The organism is Vulcanococcus sp. Clear-D1 (genome assembly GCF_014654725.1).
In the GTDB taxonomy this organism is placed as follows: domain Bacteria; phylum Cyanobacteriota; class Cyanobacteriia; order PCC-6307; family Cyanobiaceae; genus Vulcanococcus.
This window is the reverse complement of record NZ_JACVZV010000018.1, coordinates 44,777-65,051: the sequence shown is the minus strand read 5'-3', so window position 1 is coordinate 65,051 and position 20,275 is coordinate 44,777. Positions and strand designations below refer to the sequence as shown.

General features: G+C 66.8%; 23 protein-coding genes. 9 read left to right on the top strand and 14 right to left on the bottom strand.

The window, feature by feature from the left end; genetic code table 11:
- Position 1 precedes the first annotated feature (1 nt).
- Entirely contained in the window at positions 2 to 1,084 is a 1,083-nt protein-coding gene (locus H9532_RS07150; RefSeq protein ID WP_296366952.1) for a type IV pilus twitching motility protein PilT, read from the top strand.
- A 14-nt stretch (positions 1,085 to 1,098) separates the two neighbouring features.
- Positions 1,099 to 2,400 (top strand): type II secretion system F family protein, encoded by a 1,302-nt coding sequence (locus H9532_RS07145; protein WP_296366951.1) that lies wholly within the window; start codon positions 1,099 to 1,101, stop codon positions 2,398 to 2,400.
- Here H9532_RS07145 and H9532_RS07140 read toward each other — a convergent pair.
- Genes H9532_RS07140 through H9532_RS07130 form a run of 3 tightly spaced genes read right to left on the bottom strand, consistent with a single transcriptional unit; the run spans position 2,388 to position 4,399 of the window.
- Positions 2,388 to 2,801 (bottom strand): type II toxin-antitoxin system VapC family toxin, encoded by a 414-nt coding sequence (locus H9532_RS07140; RefSeq protein WP_296367447.1) that lies wholly within the window; start codon positions 2,799 to 2,801, stop codon positions 2,388 to 2,390. The two genes, H9532_RS07145 and H9532_RS07140, sit on opposite strands and share 13 nt — an antisense overlap.
- Before the next feature lie 5 nt (positions 2,802 to 2,806).
- Positions 2,807 to 3,049, bottom strand: coding sequence for a type II toxin-antitoxin system prevent-host-death family antitoxin (locus H9532_RS07135; protein WP_296366949.1), 243 nt, complete (start codon positions 3,047 to 3,049; stop codon positions 2,807 to 2,809).
- Between the two features lie 24 nt (positions 3,050 to 3,073).
- Positions 3,074 to 4,399, bottom strand: a complete 1,326-nt coding sequence (locus tag H9532_RS07130) for an NAD(P)/FAD-dependent oxidoreductase (protein WP_296366947.1) — start codon at positions 4,397 to 4,399, stop codon at positions 3,074 to 3,076.
- A gap of 25 nt (positions 4,400 to 4,424) precedes the next feature.
- Here H9532_RS07130 and dusA point away from each other — a divergent pair, with 25 nt between their 5' ends.
- On the top strand, positions 4,425 to 5,423 hold the full coding sequence (gene dusA / locus H9532_RS07125) for a tRNA dihydrouridine(20/20a) synthase DusA (protein WP_296367445.1): 999 nt from the start codon (positions 4,425 to 4,427) through the stop codon (positions 5,421 to 5,423).
- 165 nt (positions 5,424 to 5,588) lie between these two features.
- Here the strand turns inward: dusA and H9532_RS07120 are convergent, their stop codons facing one another.
- The 7 genes from H9532_RS07120 to H9532_RS07090 form a co-directional block, all read right to left on the bottom strand.
- The gene (locus H9532_RS07120) at positions 5,589 to 6,131 is read right to left on the bottom strand and encodes an RNA-binding protein (RefSeq protein ID WP_296366945.1); all 543 of its coding nucleotides are present in this window, start codon (positions 6,129 to 6,131) and stop codon (positions 5,589 to 5,591) included.
- A 71-nt stretch (positions 6,132 to 6,202) separates the two neighbouring features.
- Positions 6,203 to 7,603 (bottom strand): argininosuccinate lyase, encoded by a 1,401-nt coding sequence (argH, locus tag H9532_RS07115; RefSeq protein ID WP_296366943.1) that lies wholly within the window; start codon positions 7,601 to 7,603, stop codon positions 6,203 to 6,205.
- 55 nt (positions 7,604 to 7,658) lie between these two features.
- Positions 7,659 to 8,978, bottom strand: a complete 1,320-nt coding sequence (locus tag H9532_RS07110) for a GAF domain-containing SpoIIE family protein phosphatase (protein WP_296367443.1) — start codon at positions 8,976 to 8,978, stop codon at positions 7,659 to 7,661.
- Positions 8,979 to 9,128: 150 nt separating this feature from the next.
- On the bottom strand, positions 9,129 to 10,886 hold the full coding sequence (gene ftsY / locus H9532_RS07105) for a signal recognition particle-docking protein FtsY (protein ID WP_296366940.1): 1,758 nt from the start codon (positions 10,884 to 10,886) through the stop codon (positions 9,129 to 9,131).
- Positions 10,887 to 10,899: 13 nt separating this feature from the next.
- A complete protein-coding gene (gene nusB / locus H9532_RS07100) occupies positions 10,900 to 11,526 on the bottom strand; it encodes a transcription antitermination factor NusB (RefSeq protein WP_296366938.1) in 627 nt (208 codons plus the stop codon).
- Complete coding sequence (locus tag H9532_RS07095) at positions 11,526 to 12,275, bottom strand: DUF502 domain-containing protein (protein ID WP_010312605.1); 750 nt, start codon at positions 12,273 to 12,275, stop codon at positions 11,526 to 11,528. Before H9532_RS07095 ends, nusB begins: the two co-directional genes overlap by 1 nt.
- 56 nt (positions 12,276 to 12,331) lie before the next feature.
- Positions 12,332 to 12,982 carry an HpsJ family protein gene (locus H9532_RS07090; protein WP_296366934.1) on the bottom strand — a complete coding sequence of 217 codons (651 nt, stop codon included), beginning with the start codon at positions 12,980 to 12,982 and terminating at the stop codon, positions 12,332 to 12,334.
- A 32-nt stretch (positions 12,983 to 13,014) separates the two neighbouring features.
- On the opposite strand from H9532_RS07090, the gene queG reads away from it, so the two are divergent.
- The 3 genes from queG to H9532_RS07075 are packed head-to-tail and all read left to right on the top strand — an operon-like array spanning position 13,015 to position 17,423.
- Positions 13,015 to 13,953 carry a tRNA epoxyqueuosine(34) reductase QueG gene (gene queG, locus H9532_RS07085; protein ID WP_296366932.1) on the top strand — a complete coding sequence of 313 codons (939 nt, stop codon included), beginning with the start codon at positions 13,015 to 13,017 and terminating at the stop codon, positions 13,951 to 13,953.
- 27 nt (positions 13,954 to 13,980) lie between these two features.
- Positions 13,981 to 14,865, top strand: a complete 885-nt coding sequence (locus H9532_RS07080; RefSeq protein WP_296366930.1) for a hypothetical protein — start codon at positions 13,981 to 13,983, stop codon at positions 14,863 to 14,865.
- Positions 14,866 to 14,918: 53 nt separating this feature from the next.
- Entirely contained in the window at positions 14,919 to 17,423 is a 2,505-nt protein-coding gene (locus H9532_RS07075; protein ID WP_296366928.1) for a DNA topoisomerase (ATP-hydrolyzing), read from the top strand.
- 25 nt (positions 17,424 to 17,448) lie between these two features.
- Here the strand turns inward: H9532_RS07075 and H9532_RS07070 are convergent, their stop codons facing one another.
- The 4 genes from H9532_RS07070 to H9532_RS07060 all read right to left on the bottom strand — a co-directional run bounded on the left by H9532_RS07070 (position 17,449) and on the right by H9532_RS07060 (position 18,868).
- The gene (locus H9532_RS07070; protein ID WP_366664547.1) at positions 17,449 to 17,847 is read right to left on the bottom strand and encodes a type II toxin-antitoxin system VapC family toxin; all 399 of its coding nucleotides are present in this window, start codon (positions 17,845 to 17,847) and stop codon (positions 17,449 to 17,451) included.
- 2 nt (positions 17,848 to 17,849) lie between these two features.
- Positions 17,850 to 18,092, bottom strand: coding sequence for an AbrB/MazE/SpoVT family DNA-binding domain-containing protein (locus tag H9532_RS16020; RefSeq protein WP_366664540.1), 243 nt, complete (start codon positions 18,090 to 18,092; stop codon positions 17,850 to 17,852).
- 90 nt (positions 18,093 to 18,182) lie between these two features.
- Entirely contained in the window at positions 18,183 to 18,626 is a 444-nt protein-coding gene (locus H9532_RS07065; protein WP_296366923.1) for a TA system VapC family ribonuclease toxin, read from the bottom strand.
- Entirely contained in the window at positions 18,626 to 18,868 is a 243-nt protein-coding gene (locus H9532_RS07060) for a CopG family transcriptional regulator (protein ID WP_296366921.1), read from the bottom strand. The genes H9532_RS07065 and H9532_RS07060 overlap by 1 nt, the downstream gene beginning before the upstream one ends.
- Before the next feature lie 348 nt (positions 18,869 to 19,216).
- On the opposite strand from H9532_RS07060, the gene H9532_RS16015 reads away from it, so the two are divergent.
- The 3 genes from H9532_RS16015 (at position 19,217) to H9532_RS07045 (ending at position 20,273) form a co-directional block, all read left to right on the top strand.
- Positions 19,217 to 19,558: a Uma2 family endonuclease gene (locus H9532_RS16015; protein WP_366664539.1), complete on the top strand. Its 342-nt coding sequence runs from the start codon at positions 19,217 to 19,219 to the stop codon at positions 19,556 to 19,558.
- Positions 19,559 to 19,629: 71 nt separating this feature from the next.
- Positions 19,630 to 19,896, top strand: coding sequence for an AbrB/MazE/SpoVT family DNA-binding domain-containing protein (locus H9532_RS07050; protein ID WP_296366919.1), 267 nt, complete (start codon positions 19,630 to 19,632; stop codon positions 19,894 to 19,896).
- Positions 19,893 to 20,273 carry a PIN domain-containing protein gene (locus tag H9532_RS07045; protein WP_296366917.1) on the top strand — a complete coding sequence of 127 codons (381 nt, stop codon included), beginning with the start codon at positions 19,893 to 19,895 and terminating at the stop codon, positions 20,271 to 20,273. Before H9532_RS07050 ends, H9532_RS07045 begins: the two co-directional genes overlap by 4 nt.
- Positions 20,274 to 20,275: the final 2 nt, after the last annotated feature.

Here is a 20,275-nt window from a genome sequence, read left to right as displayed (position 1 = left end):
CATGGAGCTCCAGATCGAGCAGCTGATGGAGGAGCTGGTGGAGAGCGGCGGCAGCGATCTGCACCTGGCAGCCGGCCAGCCCCCCTACGGCCGCTTCAGCGGCGCGCTGCGGCCGATGCGCGAGGAGAAGCTCAGCGAAGACCAGTGCAACCGCCTGATCTTCTCGATGATCAACAACGCCCAGCGCAAACAGCTGGAGCAAACCTGGGAGCTCGACTGCGCCTATGGCCTCAAGGGCGTGTCGCGCTTCAGGGTGAATGTGTACCGGCAGCGGGGCAGCTATGCCGCCTGCCTTCGGGCCCTGGGCAGTTCGATCCCCAGCCTCTCCAGCCTGGATCTGCCGCCTGTGGTGGAGGAAACCAGCCGCCGGCCGCGGGGGCTGATCCTGGTGACTGGCCCCACCGGCTCCGGCAAAACCACCACCCTGGCGGCCCTGCTGGATCACATCAACCGCAGCCGCGCCGAGCACATCCTCACGATCGAGGACCCGATCGAATTCACCTACCGCAACGAGCAGAGCGTGATCCACCAGCGCCAGCTGGGGGAAGACACCCGCAGCTTCGGGGCGGCCCTGCGGGCAGCCCTACGCGAAGACCCGGACGTGATCCTGGTGGGGGAAATGCGGGATCTGGAAACGATTCAGCTGGCGATCACCGCTGCGGAAACCGGTCACTTGGTGTTCGGCACCCTGCACACCAGCTCCGCCGCTCAGACGGTGGATCGCATGGTGGATGTGTTCCCCGCCGAGCAGCAGACCCAGATCCGCGTGCAGCTGAGCAGCTCGCTGGTGGGGGTGTTCTCGCAGACACTGTGCAAACGGCTCAACCCCAAGCCGGGCCAGTTCGGACGGGTGATGGCCCAGGAAATCCTGATCAACACGCCAGCCATCGCCAACTTGATCCGCGAAGGCAAGACAGCGCAGCTGTATTCCCAGATCCAAACCGGCGGCCAGCAGGGCATGCAGACCCTGGAGCGGGCCCTGGCCAACCTGGTGGTGCAGGGGGCCGTAAGCCGCGAGGAGGCGATGGCCAAGGCCAGCAAACCCGAGGAATTAGGCCGCCTGCTCGATGGCCAGAGCGGCTGAGCTGAGCCGCGCTTATGCCCAACTTCAGCGCCACGTACACCACCCGCGCCGGCCAGACCCGCCAGCTGCGCCTGCAGGCCACCGATGCCGCCAGCGCCCGCCGCGACCTGCGTCGGCGCGGGATCGTGCCCAGCGCCCTTGAGCTGGTGGAGAGCAACAGCTCTCGCCCCCGCAGTGGCCCGGCCAACCGGAACCCAGCAGCCCCAGGCAGCCCCGCTGGCTCTGGCACCCCAGCCACCACCGTGTTCGGCCTCGATCTCTCCGGCCTGCTCGAGGCCCGGCCTGGCATCCGCGAGAAGGCGCTGTTCGCCAACAAGCTGGCGGCGCTGGTGGATGCCGGGGTACCGATCGTGCGCAGCCTCGATCTGATGGCGCGGCAGCAGCGCATGCCCCTGTTCAAGCGGGCCCTCACCGCGGTGAGCACCGATGTGAATCAGGGCGGCAGCCTTGGGGCGGCGCTGCGGCGCTGGCCGAAGGTGTTCGACAAGCTCACCATCGCCATGGTGGAAGCTGGCGAGGCGGGCGGCGTGCTCGACGAGAGCTTGCGGCGGTTGGCGAAATTGCTGGAGGGCAACGCCAAGCTCCAGAACCAGATCAAAGGGGCAATGGGCTACCCGGTGGCGGTGCTGGTGATCGCCGTGCTGGTGTTCCTGGGGATGACGATCTTCCTGATCCCCACCTTCGCGGGAATCTTTGAGGATCTCGGCGCCGAACTGCCCCTGTTCACCCAGCTGATGGTGGACCTGAGCAAGCTGCTGCGCTCCTCGTTCTCGCTGCTGCTGGTGATGGCCCTGGTGGTGGGGGGCTGGCTGTTCAGCCGCTACTACGCCACGGCTGATGGGCGCCGGCGCGTGGATGGCCTGCTGCTGCAACTGCCCCTGTTCGGCGACCTGATCCAGAAAACGGCCACCGCCAAGTTCTGCCGCACCTTCAGCTCCCTCACCCGGGCCGGGGTGCCGATCCTGCTCTCGCTCGAGATTGTTCAGGAAACGGCGGGCAACGCCGTGATCGCCGAGGCGATCGTGGCCTCCCGCCAGGACGTGCAGGAGGGCATCCCCCTGAGCGTGGCCCTCGGCCGCAAACAGGTGTTCCCCGAGCTGGCCCTGAGCATGCTCGCCATCGGCGAGGAAACCGGACAGATGGACACGATGCTCTCCAAGGTGGCCGACTTCTACGAAGACGAAGTGGAAGCCGCCGTGAAGGCGCTCACCTCGATGCTCGAGCCAGCCATGATCGTGATCGTGGGCGGGATCGTGGGCTCGATCCTGCTGGCGATGTATCTGCCGATGTTCTCGATCTTCGATCAGATCAAGTAGAGGGGCACGCCCATCGCAACGGCGGCCTGATTGAGCTGGCGATCAAAGCTGGCGAGCGCAGCACCGAAGCGATGGGCCAGATCGAGATAGGTGGCGTCGTAGCTGGAGAGGCCATGGGCGCGCGCCAGTGCGATCAGCCTGGGTTGCTGCTCAGGCCCGGCATCGCCATCCGTGCAGATCGGCAGCCTGCTTAGGCGGGCCAGGAACAGATCGCTGGCGTCTTGAGCGATCACACCACGCCGTTCAGCCACCAACAAGGCGTTGGCCACTTCAAGGTGCCAGAGCCCCGGAACCCACCAGGCCTGCTGGCCACAGCAAGCCAAAAGCTCACTCGCTCGCTGGGCATCGGCGGCCTGTTGGCGCTCGAACACCCATGCGAGGGCCATGGAGGCATCGATCACCAGAGTCAACGGCGCCCCTCCGCCACGAAGCTGGTCACATCTGCATCCGAAACACCACGGATCCGCGGAAAAGCCTGCAGAGCCTCAATGGCCGCGGCCACGCCCTCACGCGATGGGCTGCGATGGGGCACCAGATCAGCAACAGGCCTGCCCCGCACCGTGATGGTGAAGTGCTCGCCCTGCTCCACAGCCCTCAGTAACCGGGAGAGCTGGGCCTTGGCCTCAAAAGCGCCGATCGAGCTCTCCACGCCCCTACAAACCTAGTTCACAAACTAGTTTAAAGCGATCGCCTGCCCCGCCAGCCAACCGGAACTCCAGCAGTGCTGGAAGTTGAAGCCGCCGGTGATGCCATCCACATCCAGCAGCTCACCGGCCAGGTACAGCCCTGGAGTGAGGCGGCTTTCCATGGTGGCCAGGTTCACCTCGCCCAGGGGTACGCCACCGGCGGTGACGAACTCCTCGCCGAAGGGACCGCGGCCCGCCACGGCGTAGCTGCTGCGCCGCAGGTTCTCGATCAACCCCTGCTGCTGGCGCTTGCCCAGATCCGCCCAGCGCCGCTCCGGTTCCACCCCCTGCTGATCCAGTAAGTGCTGCCAGAGGCGACGGCTGAGCGCCGGCCAGGGGCGGGCATTGCTGAGCTGGCGCCGGGCCTGATCGCGGCGGCAGTCGGCGAACAGCTGCTCGAGCTGGGGCTGGCTGCGGCCGCCACTCCAGTCGACCCGCAGCGTGCCCCGGTAACCGCAGTGGTGCAGCGCGCGGGCCGCAAAGGCCGTGAGCCGCAGGGTGGCGGGGCCGCTCAGGCCCCAGTGGGTGATGAGCAGCGGGCCCGACTGGCGAAAGCGATGGGCCATGCCCGGCGGCGGCGGGCCAGCACCAAGATCGAGATCGAGCTCCAGCTCGAGATCCACCGGATCCATCACCACCCCCGCCAGGGCAACAAGCGGATTGGGCTTGAAGGCCAGGGTGAACAGCGAGGGCACGGGCGGCACCAGGCCGTGACCAAGGCTCTGCGCCAAGCGCCGGCCGCTGGGATGGCTACCGGTGGCGAGGAGCAGGCGATCGGCGGTGAGTAACACAGCTGGGGCCTTGGCTCGCGCTCCGCTGGCTACAGATCCAGGGTCCGAACCCTGTCGCACCTCCAACTCAAAGCCCCCATCGGTGCGCACCCGTGCGGCCTGCAGCGCGCAGTGGGTGCGCAACTCCACCCCGGCCGCGGATGCCGCCCGGCGCAAGCACTGGATCACGGCGGTGGAGCGGTTGGCGCGGGGAAACATCCGCCCATCGGGCTCTTCCACCAGCTCCAGGCCGTGCTCATCGAACCAGGCCACCGCATCGCCGGCGGCAAAGCGGCTGAAGGGGCCGCGCAGAGCCTTGCCACCGCGGGGATAAGAGCCCACCAGCTCCCTGGGATCCCAGCAGGCATGGGTCACGTTGCAGCGGCCGCCGCCGCTGATCAGCACCTTGCCCAGGGGCTCGGGGGTGCTCTCGAGCACCAGCACCCGCTGCAGCCCAGCCTCCGCGGCGGCGATTGCCGCCATGAACCCGGCTGGCCCACCGCCGGCCACCACCAGCGACCAGTGCTCAGAGGAGGTGGGCATCGGCGTGAAAGGCGAGCATGGGGAGATGCCCGATTCGCTGCTGAACGGGGCCTACCGCTTCAGTGTGGCCCCGATGATGGACTACACCGATCGGCACTTCCGGGTGCTGATGCGGCAGATCACCCGGCGCAGCCTGCTCTACACCGAGATGGTGGTGGCCCAAGCGCTTCACTACAGCGAGCGGCGCGAGCGCCTGATCGATTTCGACCCGATCGAGCACCCGATCGCCCTGCAGGTGGGCGGCGATGACCCGCATCTGTTGGCCGAGGCGGCACGGATTGCCGCCGATCGCGGCTACGACGAGATCAATCTCAACGTGGGGTGCCCCAGCGAGAAGGTGCAGAAGGGGCGCTTCGGGGCCTGCCTGATGGCTGAACCGGATCACGTGGCCCGCTGCATCGGCGCCATGGCCGCGGCCTCACCCCTGCCCGTCACGGTGAAACACCGCATCGGTATCGATGAGCGCGATTCCTATGAGGAGCTGCTGACCTTCATCGACACGGTGGCCGCGGCCGGCGCCCAGCGCTTCAGCGTGCATGCCCGCAAAGCCTGGCTGGAGGGCCTCGACCCCAAGCAGAACCGCACGATCCCACCCCTGCGCTACGAGCTGGTGCATCAGCTCAAGCACGAGCGACCCCAGCTCACCATCGAACTGAATGGCGGCCTGTTGGATCTGAGCAGCTGCGAGGAACAGCTACAGCAGGTGGATGGCGTGATGGTGGGCCGCGCCGCCTACGACCACCCACTGCGCTGGGCCACCGTGGACCTCGACCTGTTCCACGACAACAGCCAGCCGATCGCGAGCGCCTCCACGGTGGTACGAGGGCTGATCCCCTACGCGGAGCGCTGGGTGAGCGGCGGCGGCCGCCTCTGGGCGATCGCACGGCACTTAGTGCAAGTGGTGGAAGGGGTGAGCGGAGCTCGCCACTGGCGCCGCGACCTAGGCGTGGCCGCTGGCGCCCGCGATGCGGGACCGGAGGTGTTCGAGCGGGCCGCCGCGCAGCTGGAGGAGCGCGGGCTTTAACGAATGCCCGCCAGGGGACGGACCGGCGGGAGCAGTGCCTGCGTCATCAACGCGCAACCAACCCCAGGTTCCGTACAGACCCTGCACTACCTGGGGTGTGATCACCGCACCGGGAGACCCCGAAGCACCGCGAAGCCGAGCGAACTGACGTCGCCCTGGATCGCTTCAGTCGTCGCCGCCACTGCTGCGACGGCGACGGGTGCGGCCAGCACCGAAGGAATCGCCACCGCGGTCACCACCGCCATAGCTGCGGTCCTCCCAGCCGCGGGCGCCGGAACCACGCTCACCGCCACCACCGGAGCGATCGCCGTAGTCGCTGCGGCCACCGCCGCCATAACCACCACCTCCGCCGTAACCGCCGCCACCGCCATAGCCGCCGCGATCACCACCGCCGCCGTAGCCACCGCGCCGAGGGCCCCGATCACCGCCGCCTCCATAGCCGCCGCGATCACCACCGCCGCCATTGCTGCGGGGCTCAGCTTTGTTGATACGCAGCGGACGGCCCATCAGCTCGGCGCCCTGGAGGGCGTCGATGGCGCGGGACTCACTGTCTTCATCGGCCAGCTCCACGAAGGCGAAGCCACGCTTGCGGCCGGTATCGCGCTCGAGGGGCAGGAAACAGTTGGTGACCTCACCGAAGGGTGAGAACAACTCGGCCACGTCCTCCTGTTCCGCGCGGAAGGGGAGGTTTCCTACAAAAATGCTCACAGGCCGAGGGGGCCGATCAGGCAGAACTTCAGCTCACGAAGACTAAGCCGGCTCTGTCAGTTCGGAGGCCTTCACGCCGAGGCTGTCAGCCGCAGCCGCGTCCGCTCCAGCTGCACACGCACCTGATCAAACGCCGTACCGCCCTCACTGCGGCGGGCCGCCACCACCTGGCGCGGATGAATCGCCTCATAAATATCCGCCTCAAACGCAGGATGCAGCTGCTGCCAGCGCTCCAAAGGCAGATCCCGCAGCAAGATCCCCTCCTGCAGACAGCCCTTCACCAGACCACCCACCAGCTGATACGCCTCGCGGAAAGGCACACCCTTGGCCACGAGGTAATCGGCCACATCGGTGGCGTTGGAGAAATCCGAGGCCACGGCCGCCTCGAGGCGCTCGGGCCGGAACTGCAGCCCCTCCTCAAACAGGATCGCCATCGCCTCCAGGCAAGCCAGGGTGGTGGCCACGGCGTCGAACAGCGCTTCCTTGTCTTCCTGGAAGTCTTTGTTGTAGGCAAGGGGCAGGCCCTTGATCATCACCAGCAGCCCCTGCAGGTGACCGAACACACGGCCGCACTTGCCGCGCACCAGTTCGGGCACATCGGGGTTTTTCTTCTGAGGCATCAGGCTGCTGCCGGTGGCGCAGCGGTCGGTGAGCTTCACGAAGCCGAACTCCTCGCTAGCCCAGAGGATCACCTCTTCGCTGAGGCGGCTCAGGTGCACCATCACCAGGCTGGCGGCGGCGCTGAATTCCACAGCAAAATCCCGATCGCTCACCGCATCGAGGCTGTTGGCGTACACATCGTCGAAGCCGAGGGCCGCGGCGGTGTGGCGGCGATCAATCGGCACCGGTGTGCCCGCCAGGGCGGCAGCACCCAGGGGGCAAATGTTCACGCGTTTGCGCAAGTCCCGCAGGCGAGCCCGATCGCGCTCAGCCATCTCCACGTAGGCCAGCAGATGGTGGGCCAGACAGATGGGCTGGGCCCGCTGCAGGTGCGTGTAGCCCGGGATCATCACCTCGGCGTGGGCCTCGGCCTGATCGAGCAGCGCCCGCTCGAAGCGCACCAGCGCACCATCGATGGCATCGATCTGACCCCGCAGCCACAAGCGCAGGTCGGTGCCCACCTGGTCGTTGCGGGAGCGGCCGGTGTGCAGCTTTTTGCCGAGGGGGCCCAGGATCGCAATCAGGCGGCGCTCCACGGCGAAGTGCACGTCCTCGTCGTCGAGGCCGGGGTTGAACTGGCCGGCGGCGGCTTCGCTGCGCACCTGCTCGAGGCCCACCACCAACTGCTCGGCTTCCTCCGCCGTGATCACGCCGGTGCTGCCAAGCATGCGGGCGTGGGCAATTGAGCCGTCCAGGTCCTGCTGGAGCAGGGTGATGTCAAAGCCGATCGAGGCGTTGAAGCGCTCAATCGCCGGATGCAACCCCTCCTCGAAACGCTGGCTCCAGGTGGAGGAAGACGACTCAACGGCCATCGGGGCCCGGCTCGATCAGTTGAGGTTCAGCTTGGCAGGCAGGGCACGCCGAAGCTCAGTGGGGCAGCGAGGGGAGCATCACCTCCTCGCGCACCTTCAGCACCACCATCGAAGCGTCGTCATCGAGCTGGCGATCAGGCCCAACAAAACGATCGAGGCGGGCGAACAACTGATCGAGGATGCCCTGGGCGCCCACGCCGGAGCGGCAGGCCGCTTGCAAAGCGGCGATCAGGCGCTCCTCATCAAAGCGCTCGCCATTGAGCCCGCTGGCTTCGGTTACGCCATCGGTGTAGCAGAGCAGCACATCCCCCGGATCGAGCACGATCTGCTCACAGCCGTACTGGGCTTCCGGCTGCAGCCCGATCAGCAGGCCCGGTGCATCCAAACGATCCACGGCATGGCGCATCCGCCGCCAGATCAGGGGCGGGTTGTGGGCCGCGTTGGCGTAACGGAGTAGGCGGGTACGGGGGTCGTAATCGGAATAAAAGAGCGTCACGAAGCGGTGCGACTGAGCCAGGTCCTCCTGGGCCAGCTGGTTGAGGTCATGCAGGATCCGATCAGGGGCATGGCCGCTGAGCACCTCGGCGCGGAGCATGCCGCGCAGCAGCGTCATCAACAGCCCGGCGGGCACGCCCTTGCCCATCACATCGCCCACCACCAGGGCCCAGCGCCCCTGCTCGCGGCGGCGGCCCAGCAGCTGAGGGCGTGTGGGGATGAAGTCGTAGTAGTCACCGCCCACCTGGAAGGCCGGCCGGCAGCGGGCCGCCAGCTCCACCCCTTCGATCACGGGGCAGTGATCCGGCAACAGCTGGGCCTGGATCTCGGCGCCGGTGGAGAGCTGCCGATCCACGCGCTCATGCCGCCGCGCCTCCTGCAGCAGCTGTTCGCTTTCGATCGCCACCCCTGTGAGATCGGCCACCAGCTGGGCATACCGGCGGTAGCTCTCACTCCAGCTCAGACCGCTGCGGGGGCCGTAGACATAAAGGCGGCCGCGGCTGCGGCCGCGGGCCACCACCGAGGTGGCAAACAGGGGCCGATCGGTGAGCTGGCGCCGCACCAGGCGATCGATCAGCAGCGCCACCGCTTCATCGCCGGAGGCCTGGAGCAGTTCCTCATCGGAAAGGCTGGCCAGGGCCCGCAGCAGTTCCGGCGGCCCGCCATGCAGCTGCTCGCGCCAGAGACGGCCATCGGGGTGAAAGGTGAGCAGCGCCGCTCCTTCAGCCTCCACCAGCCGAGCGGCCACCAGGGGAACCAGCTCGAGAAACCGCCCCAGGTTGGTGAAGCTGCGCAGGGCAAAGCCGAGTGAGGCGAGCAGCTCCTGGTTGCGGCGCTGCTCACGGCTGAGGCTGTCGAGCAGCTGACGGACCGAAGCCAGCGGCGATGAGGGCCGCGGCAGCGCAGCGCGGTCGACGTGGCTCTGAAGCGGTGGATCGGACCGCCGTGGGGGCGGCTTGCTGCTCACCGAGCGGCCGCGAAGTGCCCGCAAGATAGCCGCGTTTTGTGGAGGAGCTGGCGGCGCTGTGGCCTACTTCGCCAGCAACGCCTCCACGAACTCGAAGCTGTTGAACGGACGCAGATCGCGAATCCCCTCACCAGCGCCGATAAAGCGAATCGGCAGACCGGCTTCCGAGGCCACTGCCAGGGCCACGCCGCCGCGGGAGCTGCCATCGAGCTTGGTGATCACCACGCCGGTGAGGCCGGCAGCCTGGGCAAAGGCCATCGCCTGCTTCAAGCCGTTCTGACCTTGGCTGGCATCGAGCACCAGAAGCGACTGCACCACAGCATCAGGCGCCAACTTGTCGACGATGCGGCGCACCTTGCTGAGCTCCTCCATCAGGTTGTGCTTGGTCTGCAGGCGACCGGCGGTATCCACCAGCACCAGATCGGTGCCCTTGGCCTGGGCTGCGCCGATGGCGTCAAACACCACAGCCGCAGGATCAGCATTGGCTGAGGGGTTCGACACCACCGTGACGCCGCTGCGCTCGCCCCACACCGCCACCTGCTGCACGGCCGCAGCGCGGAAGGTGTCTGCAGCAGCAATCAGGCAGCTGTAGCCGCTGCGCACCGCGAGGTTGGCGAGCTTGCCGAGGGTGGTGGTTTTGCCCACGCCGTTCACACCCACCATCAGCCACACGTTGAGGCGTCCGCGCTCGGGCGCCAGCAGCGGAGCGCCACTGGCCTGAATCGGCGCATCGAGCAGGCCCTTCAGCTGCTCCTTCAGGAAGCGGATGCCCTCCGCGGGCTCCACCACCTCTTCGTTGAGCCGCTTGCGCAGGGCCTCAAGCACCTGATCGGTGGCCTGCACACCCACATCGGCGCGAAGCAAGAGGCTCTCGAGGTCGTCGAGCACCTCCGGCGTGAGGGGATCGTCGCCGAGGTTGTCGAGCAGCTGGGTGACAAAACCGCGGCGGGTCTTCTCCATGCCGCGGCGCAGGCGGCCGAGCCAGTCGATCTCTTCAAGCGAGATGTCGTTGAGCTGACGCCCCTGGGCGGCGAGCACTTCGGCCGACCAGGTGAAATCCTCATCGAAGGCACCGAGCTGCGGGGCCGCTTCATCGGCGGGTGCAGCAACCGGGGCCGCGGGCGCAGGGGGGGGCGCCGCGGGCACGTCGATCGCCCGCTCCAGCAGCTCCTGTTGGCGCTGCGCCCGCTGGGCGGCAGCCTGCTCCAGCAGCGACAAGCCTGCGGCAAGGGCAGGAGGCTCTGGCGGAGCGGAGGGCTCAGGGGCCGCCTGATCACGGGCCGAATCCGGAGCAGGCTGTTGCGTTACTGGGGAGAACTGCCCAGGAACCTGTACAGACTGAACAGATTCCTGGGCAGGCGTTGCAGGTGCATCTGCAGCGGTCAGCTCCGGTGCAGGCAACGATGGAGAGACGTCGACGGGCGCAGCAGGGGCCGGTGATTCAGGCGATGGCGGCGCCGATGCGGGTTGAGCTGTCGGCGCCGGTGTTGGCGCAGCCGGCGAACCAGCCGCAGCCTGTTTTTCAGCTTCTTGCTGGGCCTTCAGGCGGGCATAGGCCTGACGGGCCCAATCGAGGGCGTCCTGATCGACGGCACCAACAGCGGGTGCTGGCGCTGACGCGGAGGCCGCGGCGGAAACAGCGGACTGAGTGGGGGTAGCAGGAGCTGACGGGACAGACTCCAGGCTTGGTTCCGGCTGAACAGCCTCGGGCGCGGGCACGGCAGGTGCCTCATCGGCGGCCGGCGGCTGCGGGGTTTGTTCCGGCTGGGGCTCCTCAGGGTTCTGAGGGGCCGCGCTGCGATTGAACCAGTCGAAAACCATGGGCGCCTCCTGATCAGCCCTTGGCGGGGGCGCTGGTGAAGCGGCGCAGCACGCCGTTGATCATGCGGCGGCCCTGTTCGTCGCTGTAGCGGTTGGCCAGCTCCACGGCTTCGTTGCAGGCCACGGCGGCGGGGGTGTTGAACTGCTCGATATCCACGGCAGCGAGGCGCAGGATGTCGCGGTCGATGCGGGGCAGGCGGGTGAGGCGCCAGCCTTCCATCACGGCGTCGAGGCGCTGATCGAGGTCCTCACGGCTGCGCAACACAGCCCGAGTGCGATCCACGGCACCGCGGCGGATCTCATCCTGATCGGAAAGCATCAGCAGCCGGGGCAGCTCAAGGCTGGCGGAGAGGCGGTTGAGGCCCTGCTCGGCATGGGCGAGGCCCTCCTGCAGGTGTTGGCGCACGCGCGGGATCTGCTCGGCTCCGCCCTGATCCTGCAGTTCGCTGTCGAGCAGCTGTTGCTGCGCGGCCTGCAGATCAGTGGCGGCCTGATCCAAGGCCTCACGCACGTGCTGGCTCAGCGACGCCTGCGCCTGCTGCAACAGCGCATCGAGGGGCATGTCAGCCGCCGGCTGACGATCACTGATCTGGCCGAGCATCAGCAGGGCCAGTTCACGGGCAACGGTGCGGCTCTGCATCAGGCCTTGTTGGAGGGAAGAGGGGAATAGGCCGGGGCCCGAAGCTGGGCCAGCAGGCTGGAGAAGCTGCGGCTGGCGGGGGTTTCGCGCTCGTCGGGGTTGACGATGCCGGCCGAGATGATCGTGCGGAAGGCATCCTCCACCGAGAGGTCGAGGTCTTTCACCGAGGCTTCGGGCACCACGGCATACCAGCCGGTGGTGGGGTTGGGGGCCGTGGGGATGAACACGCTCAGCATCGGCTGATCAAAGCCGGCGGAGAGGGTGGCGCCGAGCACGCCCGTCACAAACCCCAGGGCATAGAGGCCCTCGCGCGGGTATTCCACCAACACCACCCGGCGGAAGCGGCTGGAGTTATCCCTCAGGAAGGTTTCCAGCAGCTGCTTGAGGGTTTTGTAGACGCTGCCCGCCACGGGGATGCGCTGCAGGGTTCCCTCGCCGAATTCGAGCAACCAGCGGCCCACGATGTTGCGGGCCATCAGGCCGATCAACAGGATCCCGAGCAGAGGCACCAACAGACCCAGCCCGAGGTTGATCAACTCCTGGAGGATCGGATCCAGGGTGTTGAAGGGGTTGAGCTGCTTGGGGATCGAAGTGAGAAACGCCAGCACAAAGCGCGTCACCGTGGTGGCCAACCAGATGGTGGTGGCCAACGGGATCACCACCAGCAGGCCGGCGATCAGGTCGTTCTTGAGGTCCTGCTGGAGGCGATCGCCCAGGGGCTGCTCAGGTCTGGGACTGGATTGCACCAATGACAGGCCGGGGCGTCCGGTGAAAAGAGTCCAACCCGCAACTTAGCCAGCCGCCCTCACAGAACGGCCACCACCGCCAGCAGGGTGAAGGCCACCAGCAGCACAACAGCGGTGCCCGTGCCGCCAATGCGGCGCTGGTTGGCCGCCAGATCGCGGCGGTTTTCGGCCTGCTTAAGCTGATCTTCAGCCTGATCCAGCTGGCGGTTCATGAAGGCCTGAGCTGCCTTTTTCTTGTCGGCATCGCTGGCGGTAGCCGGGATCTGACCGGCTTGCTCGCCCTGGGCGATCACCTGCTCGAGCACCTGGGGGTTCTCCAGCTGGGCCTTGGCCATCTCCAGTTGACCGCGCTGAGCGAGCAAAGCCTGGTTGGCCTGATCGCTCACGGCGCGATCGCCGCTGATGCTCACCGGAATCGTGATCAACACGGCCAGCGCCAACACGGCGCTCACCACACACACAAACCAGCGCAGCGGGGTGCGGCCAGGCACCGGCTCATCCAGGCGCTGACCGATCAGCATCAGCAGCATCCCCACAAACGCCATCGGCGACTGGGTGACCAACGTGGTGGCAAGCAGCTGGCGGAAGCTCTCTTCGCCCCAGCCGTTCACGGTGAGCACCGCCAGAAGCTGCAGGAACAGGAGCACCACGAGGGTGATGCCCAGCCAACGGAACAGGGTGCCGAATCGGCCGGACGCTGCTGAACTCACAGTGGTGCTGATGCAATCGCGCAATCGTAGGGGTGGTGGAACTCGCTGACACCCTCAAGCAACAGGCCCGGCAGCTGGGCTTTGCAGCGGTGGGCATTGCTTCCGCCGCAGGCAGCGAACGGCTGCGGCTGCGCACCGCCGCCCTGGAGCGCTGGCTGGCGGCGGGGCATCAAGCCGACATGGCCTGGATGGCGGATCCGCGCCGGCGGGCGGTGGAAGCGCTGCTGCCAGGGGTACGCAGCGTGGTGGCGGTGGGGCTGCCCTACTGGGTGGAAGCGGAGCGAGCCCCCGGCAGCCTCAAGGTGGCCCGTTACGGCTGGGGGCGCGACTACCACCGAGTGATCGATGGGCGGCTGCGAGCCCTGGGGCGCTGGCTGGAAAACCAGGCGCCTGGCGCCGGTTGGCGCGCCTGTGTGGACAGCAGCCCGCTGCTCGACAAAGCCTGGGCCGAAGAAGCCGGCCTGGGCTGGATTGGCAAACACAGCAACCTGATCAGCCACGAGCACGGCTCCTGGCTGCTGATCGGCCACCTGCTCACCACCCTCGAGCTGCCGGCCGATCCACCGGCGGTGCCGGCCTGCGGTGCCTGTAGCGCCTGCCTGGAGGCCTGCCCCACCGATGCGATCCGTGAACCCTTCGTGGTGGATGCCCGCCGCTGCATCGCCTTTCACACGATCGAAAACCGCGATCCCGAACTCCCCACCGCGATCGCCGATTCCCTGGAGGGCTGGGTGGCTGGGTGCGACATCTGCCAGGACGTGTGTCCGTGGAATCAGCGCGCGCTGCCCAGCAGCAGCGATCCCGATCTGAAGCCGCGCCCCTGGTGGCTCGATCTGCGCGCCGAGGAGGCCCTGGACTGGAGCGATGCCGAGTGGGATGAGCGCTTGCGGGCCTCCGCCCTGCGGCGAATCAAACCGGCGATGTGGCGGCGCAACATCCGTGCGGCTGTCAGAGCGAGCGCCCCTGCCTAACCTGCGCCTGGTGATCGCCCTGCATCGATGGCTGCGCGCTGGTTGAAGGTTCTGGCGGCAGCACCGTTGATGTTTTCGGCCCTGAGCGCCGCACCGGCGCAGGCGCTGGTGCCCTACGTGGTGGTGCCAAGCGAGCAAAACCTCGAGGGAGCAGGCCTTGGCATCGCCCAGGCGGCAGCGCGGCTGCTGCGATTAGGCCAGGCCGAAGACGCGGCGCGGTTGGCGGCCCTCACCGTGCAACTGATTCCCAGCGATCCCCGCGGCTGGGTGCTGCTGGCGGAGGCCCAGCTGCGCAGCAACCAAGACAAGGAGGCCGCGGTGTCGCTGGCCAAGGCGCGGGAGCTCGATCCCAAAAACGCCGGCATCCTGTTCGCCCAGGGCTCCCTGGCCCTCAAAGACGGCCGCCCCTCAGAAGCCGCTGAACTGATCCGCCAAGGCCTGAAGCTCGACGGCAACAACGCCGGTGCCTATTTCGATCTCGGCAACGCCTTCATCCTGATGGGCAAGCCGGGCGATGCGCTGGGGGCGTTTGAGCGGGCCTCAAAGCTGCGAAGCGATTTCTGGGAAGCGATCAACAACCAGGCCCTGGTGCTCTATGAGCAGAACAAAGACGTGGATGCGATCAAGCGCTGGCGCCGTGTGCTGGACATCAAACCCGCCGCCGAGCCCAACCTCGCCCTGGCCGCTGCCCTGAACAGCAAAACCCCCGGCAACACCGAAAGCCTGGAGCTGGCGGCCAAGGCCCTGGCCGAAGAACCCAATTACGTGCTCGACAGCTGGCAGAAGGAACAGCTCTGGGGCCCCAGGCTGCGCAGCGCGGCTGCGCGGCTGCTCACGGAGCCGGCCCTGAAGGCAGATGTGGAGCGCGCCCAGGCCAATGCTGGCGGCAACGACGACCTGGGCGACGAATAAGCCCGTGATCTGTAGGCTGAGCGCCACTTTCCCCCCCCCGGCCTGAGCCACGGATGCCCAAGGCGCGCCCCGATCAGCCGCTGCCGGACCCATCCGACGACCGGCGCATCCAGCCGATCGAGCTGCACCAGGAGATGCAGCGCTCGTACCTGGAATACGCGATGAGCGTGATTGTGGGCCGGGCCTTGCCCGACGCCCGCGATGGCCTCAAGCCTGTGCAGCGCCGCATCCTCTACGCGATGCACGAGCTGGGGCTCACCCCGGATCGCCCCTACCGCAAGTGCGCTCGCGTGGTGGGCGACGTGCTCGGTAAATACCACCCCCACGGCGATCAGGCCGTGTACGACGCCCTGGTGCGCCTGGTGCAGACCTTCGCCAGCCGCAACCCGCTGCTGGATGGCCACGGCAACTTCGGCTCGGTGGACGACGACCCACCGGCCGCCATGCGGTACACCGAAACGCGCCTAGCACCGATCGCCAACGAGGCGATGCTCGATGAAATCGGCAACGACACCGTTGATTTCGCCCCCAATTTCGACGGCTCCCAACAGGAGCCCACGGTGCTGCCGGCCCAGCTGCCCTTCCTGATCCTCAACGGCTGCACCGGCATCGCCGTGGGCATGGCCACCAACATCCCGCCCCACAACCTGGGCGAAGTGGTGGATGCGCTGATCGCCCTGGTACGCAAACCGGACCTCAGCGACGAGAAGCTGCTGGAGCTGGTGCCCGGCCCCGACTTCCCCACCGGCGGCGAGGTGCTGATCGGCAGCGGTGTGCGCGACACGTATTTGACCGGCCGCGGCAGCATCCCGATGCGGGGCGTTGCCCACATCGAAGAGATCCAACCCGGCAAGGGCCGCCACAAGCGCGGCGCCGTGGTGATCACAGAGCTCCCGTATCAACTGAGCAAAGCCGGCTGGATCGAGAAGCTGGCGGAGCAGGTGAACGACGGCAAGATCAACGGCATCGCCGACATTCGCGACGAATCCGACCGGGAAGGGATGCGCGTGGTGGTGGAACTGCGCCGCGATGCCAACCCAGAAACGGTGCTGGGCGAACTGCAACGCCGCACCGCCCTGCAAAGCAACTACGGCGCGATCCTGCTGGCGCTGGTGCATGGCAAGCCGATCCAGCTCACCCTGCGCCAGCTGCTGCACGAATTCCTCGACTACCGCGAGCTCACCCTGATCCGCCGCACCCGGCACGCCCTCAAGCGCGCCGAAGACCGGCTTGAGGTGGTGGAAGGCCTGATCACAGCACTGAACGCCCTGCCCAAGGTGATCGAGATGATCACCGCCGCTCCCGACGCCGCCAGCGCCCGGGCCAGCCTGCAGGTGCATCTCGACCTCAACGAGCGCCAGGCCGATGCCGTGCTCGCCATGCCGCTGCGGCGCCTCACCGGGCTGGAGCAGGAAAGCCTGCGCAAAGAAGCCGAGGATCTGCGCCAGGAGCGAGCCCGGCTGCGCCATCTGCTGGATGAGCGTCCGGCGCTGCTCGACGCGATGGTGGCTGAGTTCAAGGCCCTGAAGAAGCGCTTCGCCACCCCGCGCCGCACCCGCCTGGTGGAAGGCGGTGACGAACTGGTGGCCCAGCGCACTGCCGCCCAACGCCCTAACACCGAACTGCTGCGTCAGCGCGCCTTCGAAGGGCTACCCAGCGATGGCCGTCTGGTGATCCAGGCCGACGGACAGGTGAAGGTGGTGGGTCCGCAGCTACTGGGGCGCCTACACCTCGATGAGCCGGCGCCGCTGGGCGACAACCCCTCTCCGGCACGACTGATCTTGCCGATCAGCGAAAAGCCGGCGCTGCTCGCCTTCACCGATGCGGGCCGCGTGGCGCTGCTGCGTTGGGAATTCGCTGGGCAGCAACCAGGCACGGTCGAGAAATTCCTGCCGGAAGGCATGAACGGCGAACAGGTGGTGCAACTGCTGCCTTTGCCCAGTGGTGAGCAAGCGGCGGGAGCCAGCGTGGGTCTGCTGAGCAGCGATGGTCGCTTCAAGCGACTGCCCCTCGAAGATTTCCAGGAGCTCTCCGGCCGTGCCACCTCGGTGCTCAAACTCAAAGACGGCGTGACCCTGCAGCGGGTGGTGCTCTGCCGAGACGATGAGGAGCTGGTTGTCGCCAGCTCCACCGGCCGCATGCTGCGGCTGGCGGTGAACGACGCCAACCTGCCGGTGATGGGACGCAACGCGCAAGGGCCCGTGCTGCTGCGCCTCCTTCCGGGTGAAAGCGTGGTGGGAGCTGCCGGTGTCAGCCCCGAAGGCTGTGTGCTGCTAGCCAGCCGCTCCGGCCAGCTCAAGCGGCTGGCGGTGAACAACCTGCGCCGCTGCCAGCGGGGCGATATCGGTCAGATCGGCGTGCGCTTCAGCCAACGCGGTGATCAGCTGATCGATCTGCGGGAAGATCGCAGCCCGGTCGTTGCCGCGTTGTTAAACGATGGCCGCAGTCTGCGACTGGATACCGCCGAGCTTCAAGCGGAAGACGACAGCGGCTCCGGTCAGGTCTTGGGAATTGGTAGCTACGAAGCGGTAGCGGAACTGGTCCCTCTGCTCCTGTAAATCCGCCAAGGGGCCACGAGCACCATCAAGGGGATTCGACCCTGGGCTGAAGGTTCAGCTGTCCTGCCATCTGGGCCAGTTTCTGGTCAAAACTCACCATGGCCCCACAACCCTCACTGCGGGCGAGATGGAGTGCATCGGCGAAGTCCATCCCCTGGCGGTGCCAATCCAACGCTCGCCTCACCAACTCTTCCTGCTCGAGATGGAGGTGACGGATGGCGAGGAGCCCCTCAAAGGCCGTGATCACCCCCTCACGCGGCAACTTGTAGGCCCCACGCAGCACCCACTCCAGCTCCAAAGCCACCGTGATGGGCACAAAACAACCGGCGCTGGCATCAATACAAGCCGCGGCCAGCTCGGCCTGAGCTGGGTCGTCGTTCACCAGAAGCCGCACCAACACATTGGTGTCGAGCGCCACAGGCAGGGTCATGGCTGCGCAAACAGCGCCGGATCCATCTGCTCCAAACTCTGTCGCGGCCCCTGGTACCCAGCACAACCGATCAAGGCACGGGCGGATCGGGTTTTGAGTGGATCCTGAGGAACTAGGCGAAGACCATCGGCCTCCAAACTCAACGCCAGCCGGTCTCCAGGCTGAAGACCCAACAGCTGGCGTAACCGGGCCGGGATCACCAACTGCCCCTTGGACGAGAGGGTGAGCAGAGCATCCATCTCAACGTCATAGCACGCAACGTCTTACCAGCGTAAGGCGTCACCGGCATTGCTCCTCTCCTGGCGGCAATGCGTCGTACCGCTGCTGAACTAACGCGACTCACACTCGATTACCACAAGCTGCTCAGGCCGGGCTTGCGGCACCAGATCCACTGAGATGCGCTGATCAAAGCTGACAAAGCGCCCTCCCTCCGCCACAGCAACGGCGAGCAGATAGGCATCCGTGACCTGGCGATGCCCGAGCAGCTGACGCCAATCCACGCCGGCAGGGCTGATCAGGCTGACCCCACCGCTCCAGAAGCGATGGCTGGGATGGCTACAGGCTTCGGCCAACCGTTCAGCCACTTCAGCCACGGGCCTGTGATTGGGGTAAGCCGGCTGGGACAGGATCCGCAACACGCCGTTCTGTGTCACCGGACAGCTCGCCCAGCCGACGTCCAACTCCCTGACCAACCAGCGCCGCGCGGCGGCATGCATCAGATGGTCGGGATCCAACAAAGCAATGAGAACGTTGCTATCCAACAGAGCGCGCATCAAAGCCCTTCCTGATCACGAATGGCGTTGACCTGCTCATTCGTCACCACCTGCGGGTTTGAACTGCTGAAGGGCCGGAATCCCGCCACGCCCTCAGGTGCAACCGGCGCTGGCGATTGCGATGCGGTCATCGCCTGCCTGAGCAAACGTGACACCACCTGCCCAGCGGACACCCGCTCCCGTTGGGCCAGCTCCTTGGCAGCCCTGAGCACGTCGTCGTCGATATCGAGCGTTGTCCGCATGATGCTGTGATGCGTCAACATCAACGCATCCTATGTCGAGCGTCCTCGCGACACCGCTCTTAACCTGAATACACGGCAAGCCTGAGGTTCTCTGGTGGTTGCAACAGCACCCGATGCCCCATGCCTGGAGCCCCTGCACTGGCCTGTGCAGCTAGCCCAGCAGCTGCGGTTGAGCCCAGAGCAGTTTGAGCTGGTGTGTGAGGCCAATCCAGATGCCGTTCTGGAACTCTCCGCCGATGGCCACCTGATCACCACGACGCCCACCGGCAGTGAGACCAGCGCACGCACCAGCACGCTGGTCGTGCTTTGGGCCTGGCCCTACGAGCCAGCCGCCTGCCGGACGGATCCGTGCTCAGCCCGGATGCATCGCTGGTGCATCTCGAACGCTGGCAGGCATTGACCCCGGAACAACAGCGCAGCTTCGCGCCGCTCTGCCCGGATCTGGTGGTGGAGCTGGCCAGTCCCAGCGATGAAGGGCCGCGCGGCGGCACCGCACTGCACCAGAAGATGGAGCTCTACCGCCGCAATGGCGCCCGGCTTGGCTGGCTGCTGCTGCCCGCCGAACAGGCAGTGGAGATCTGGCAGGCCGGTGAGGCCCCGCCGCAGCGCCTCGCGGCGGTCACAACCCTGGATGCAGGAGAGCTCTTCCCTGGTCTGCAGATCGACTTAGCAGAGATCTGGCAGGCCTGACACACACTTGCTCCAGTGGCACGAACTAAGCTGTGTGGCACTAAACCACAACCGTGGCAGCTTCCACGCTGATGCCTGAACCATCCCTCCCAGCTGAAGTGAGCCTTGGTCGCCAGGGGCGACTTGTGATCCCCGCACCGTTACGCCGCTCGCTGGGCCTTGGCGAAGGCGATCGGCTGGTGGCGCGCCAGGAATCCGGACGGCTCGTGCTGGAAAAAGCGGACCAGATCAAGCAGCGGCTGCAGGCGCGCTTCGCGCAGGTGCCTGGCAACCGTGATCTGGCTGATGAATTGATCGCTGAACGCCGCGAGGAAGGTCAAGGCAAGGGTGCTGGATGACGGTCGTTCTGGATGCATCCGCCTTGCTCGCGTATCTGCAGCAGGAGGCCGGCTCCGAGCTGGTGGATGCTCTGCTCTCGGATGCCCTGATGGCCAGCGTGAACTGGGCCGAAGTGGTGCAGAAATCGATCTCTGCCGGCGTGGATGTGACAGGAATGCGGGAAGACCTGCAGGCTCTGGGAATGCGTGTCGAGCCATTCCTGCCAGCCGATGGCGACACGGCGGGCCAGCTGTGGGCTTCCACGCGACAGCTGGGCTTATCGCTGGGTGATCGAGCCTGCCTGAGTCTGGGGCTGCGCCTCGGGCTCCCCGTCGTGACCTGTGACCGCGTCTGGAAGCAGCTGGCGTTGGATCTGGACATCCAGGTGCTGCGCTGACG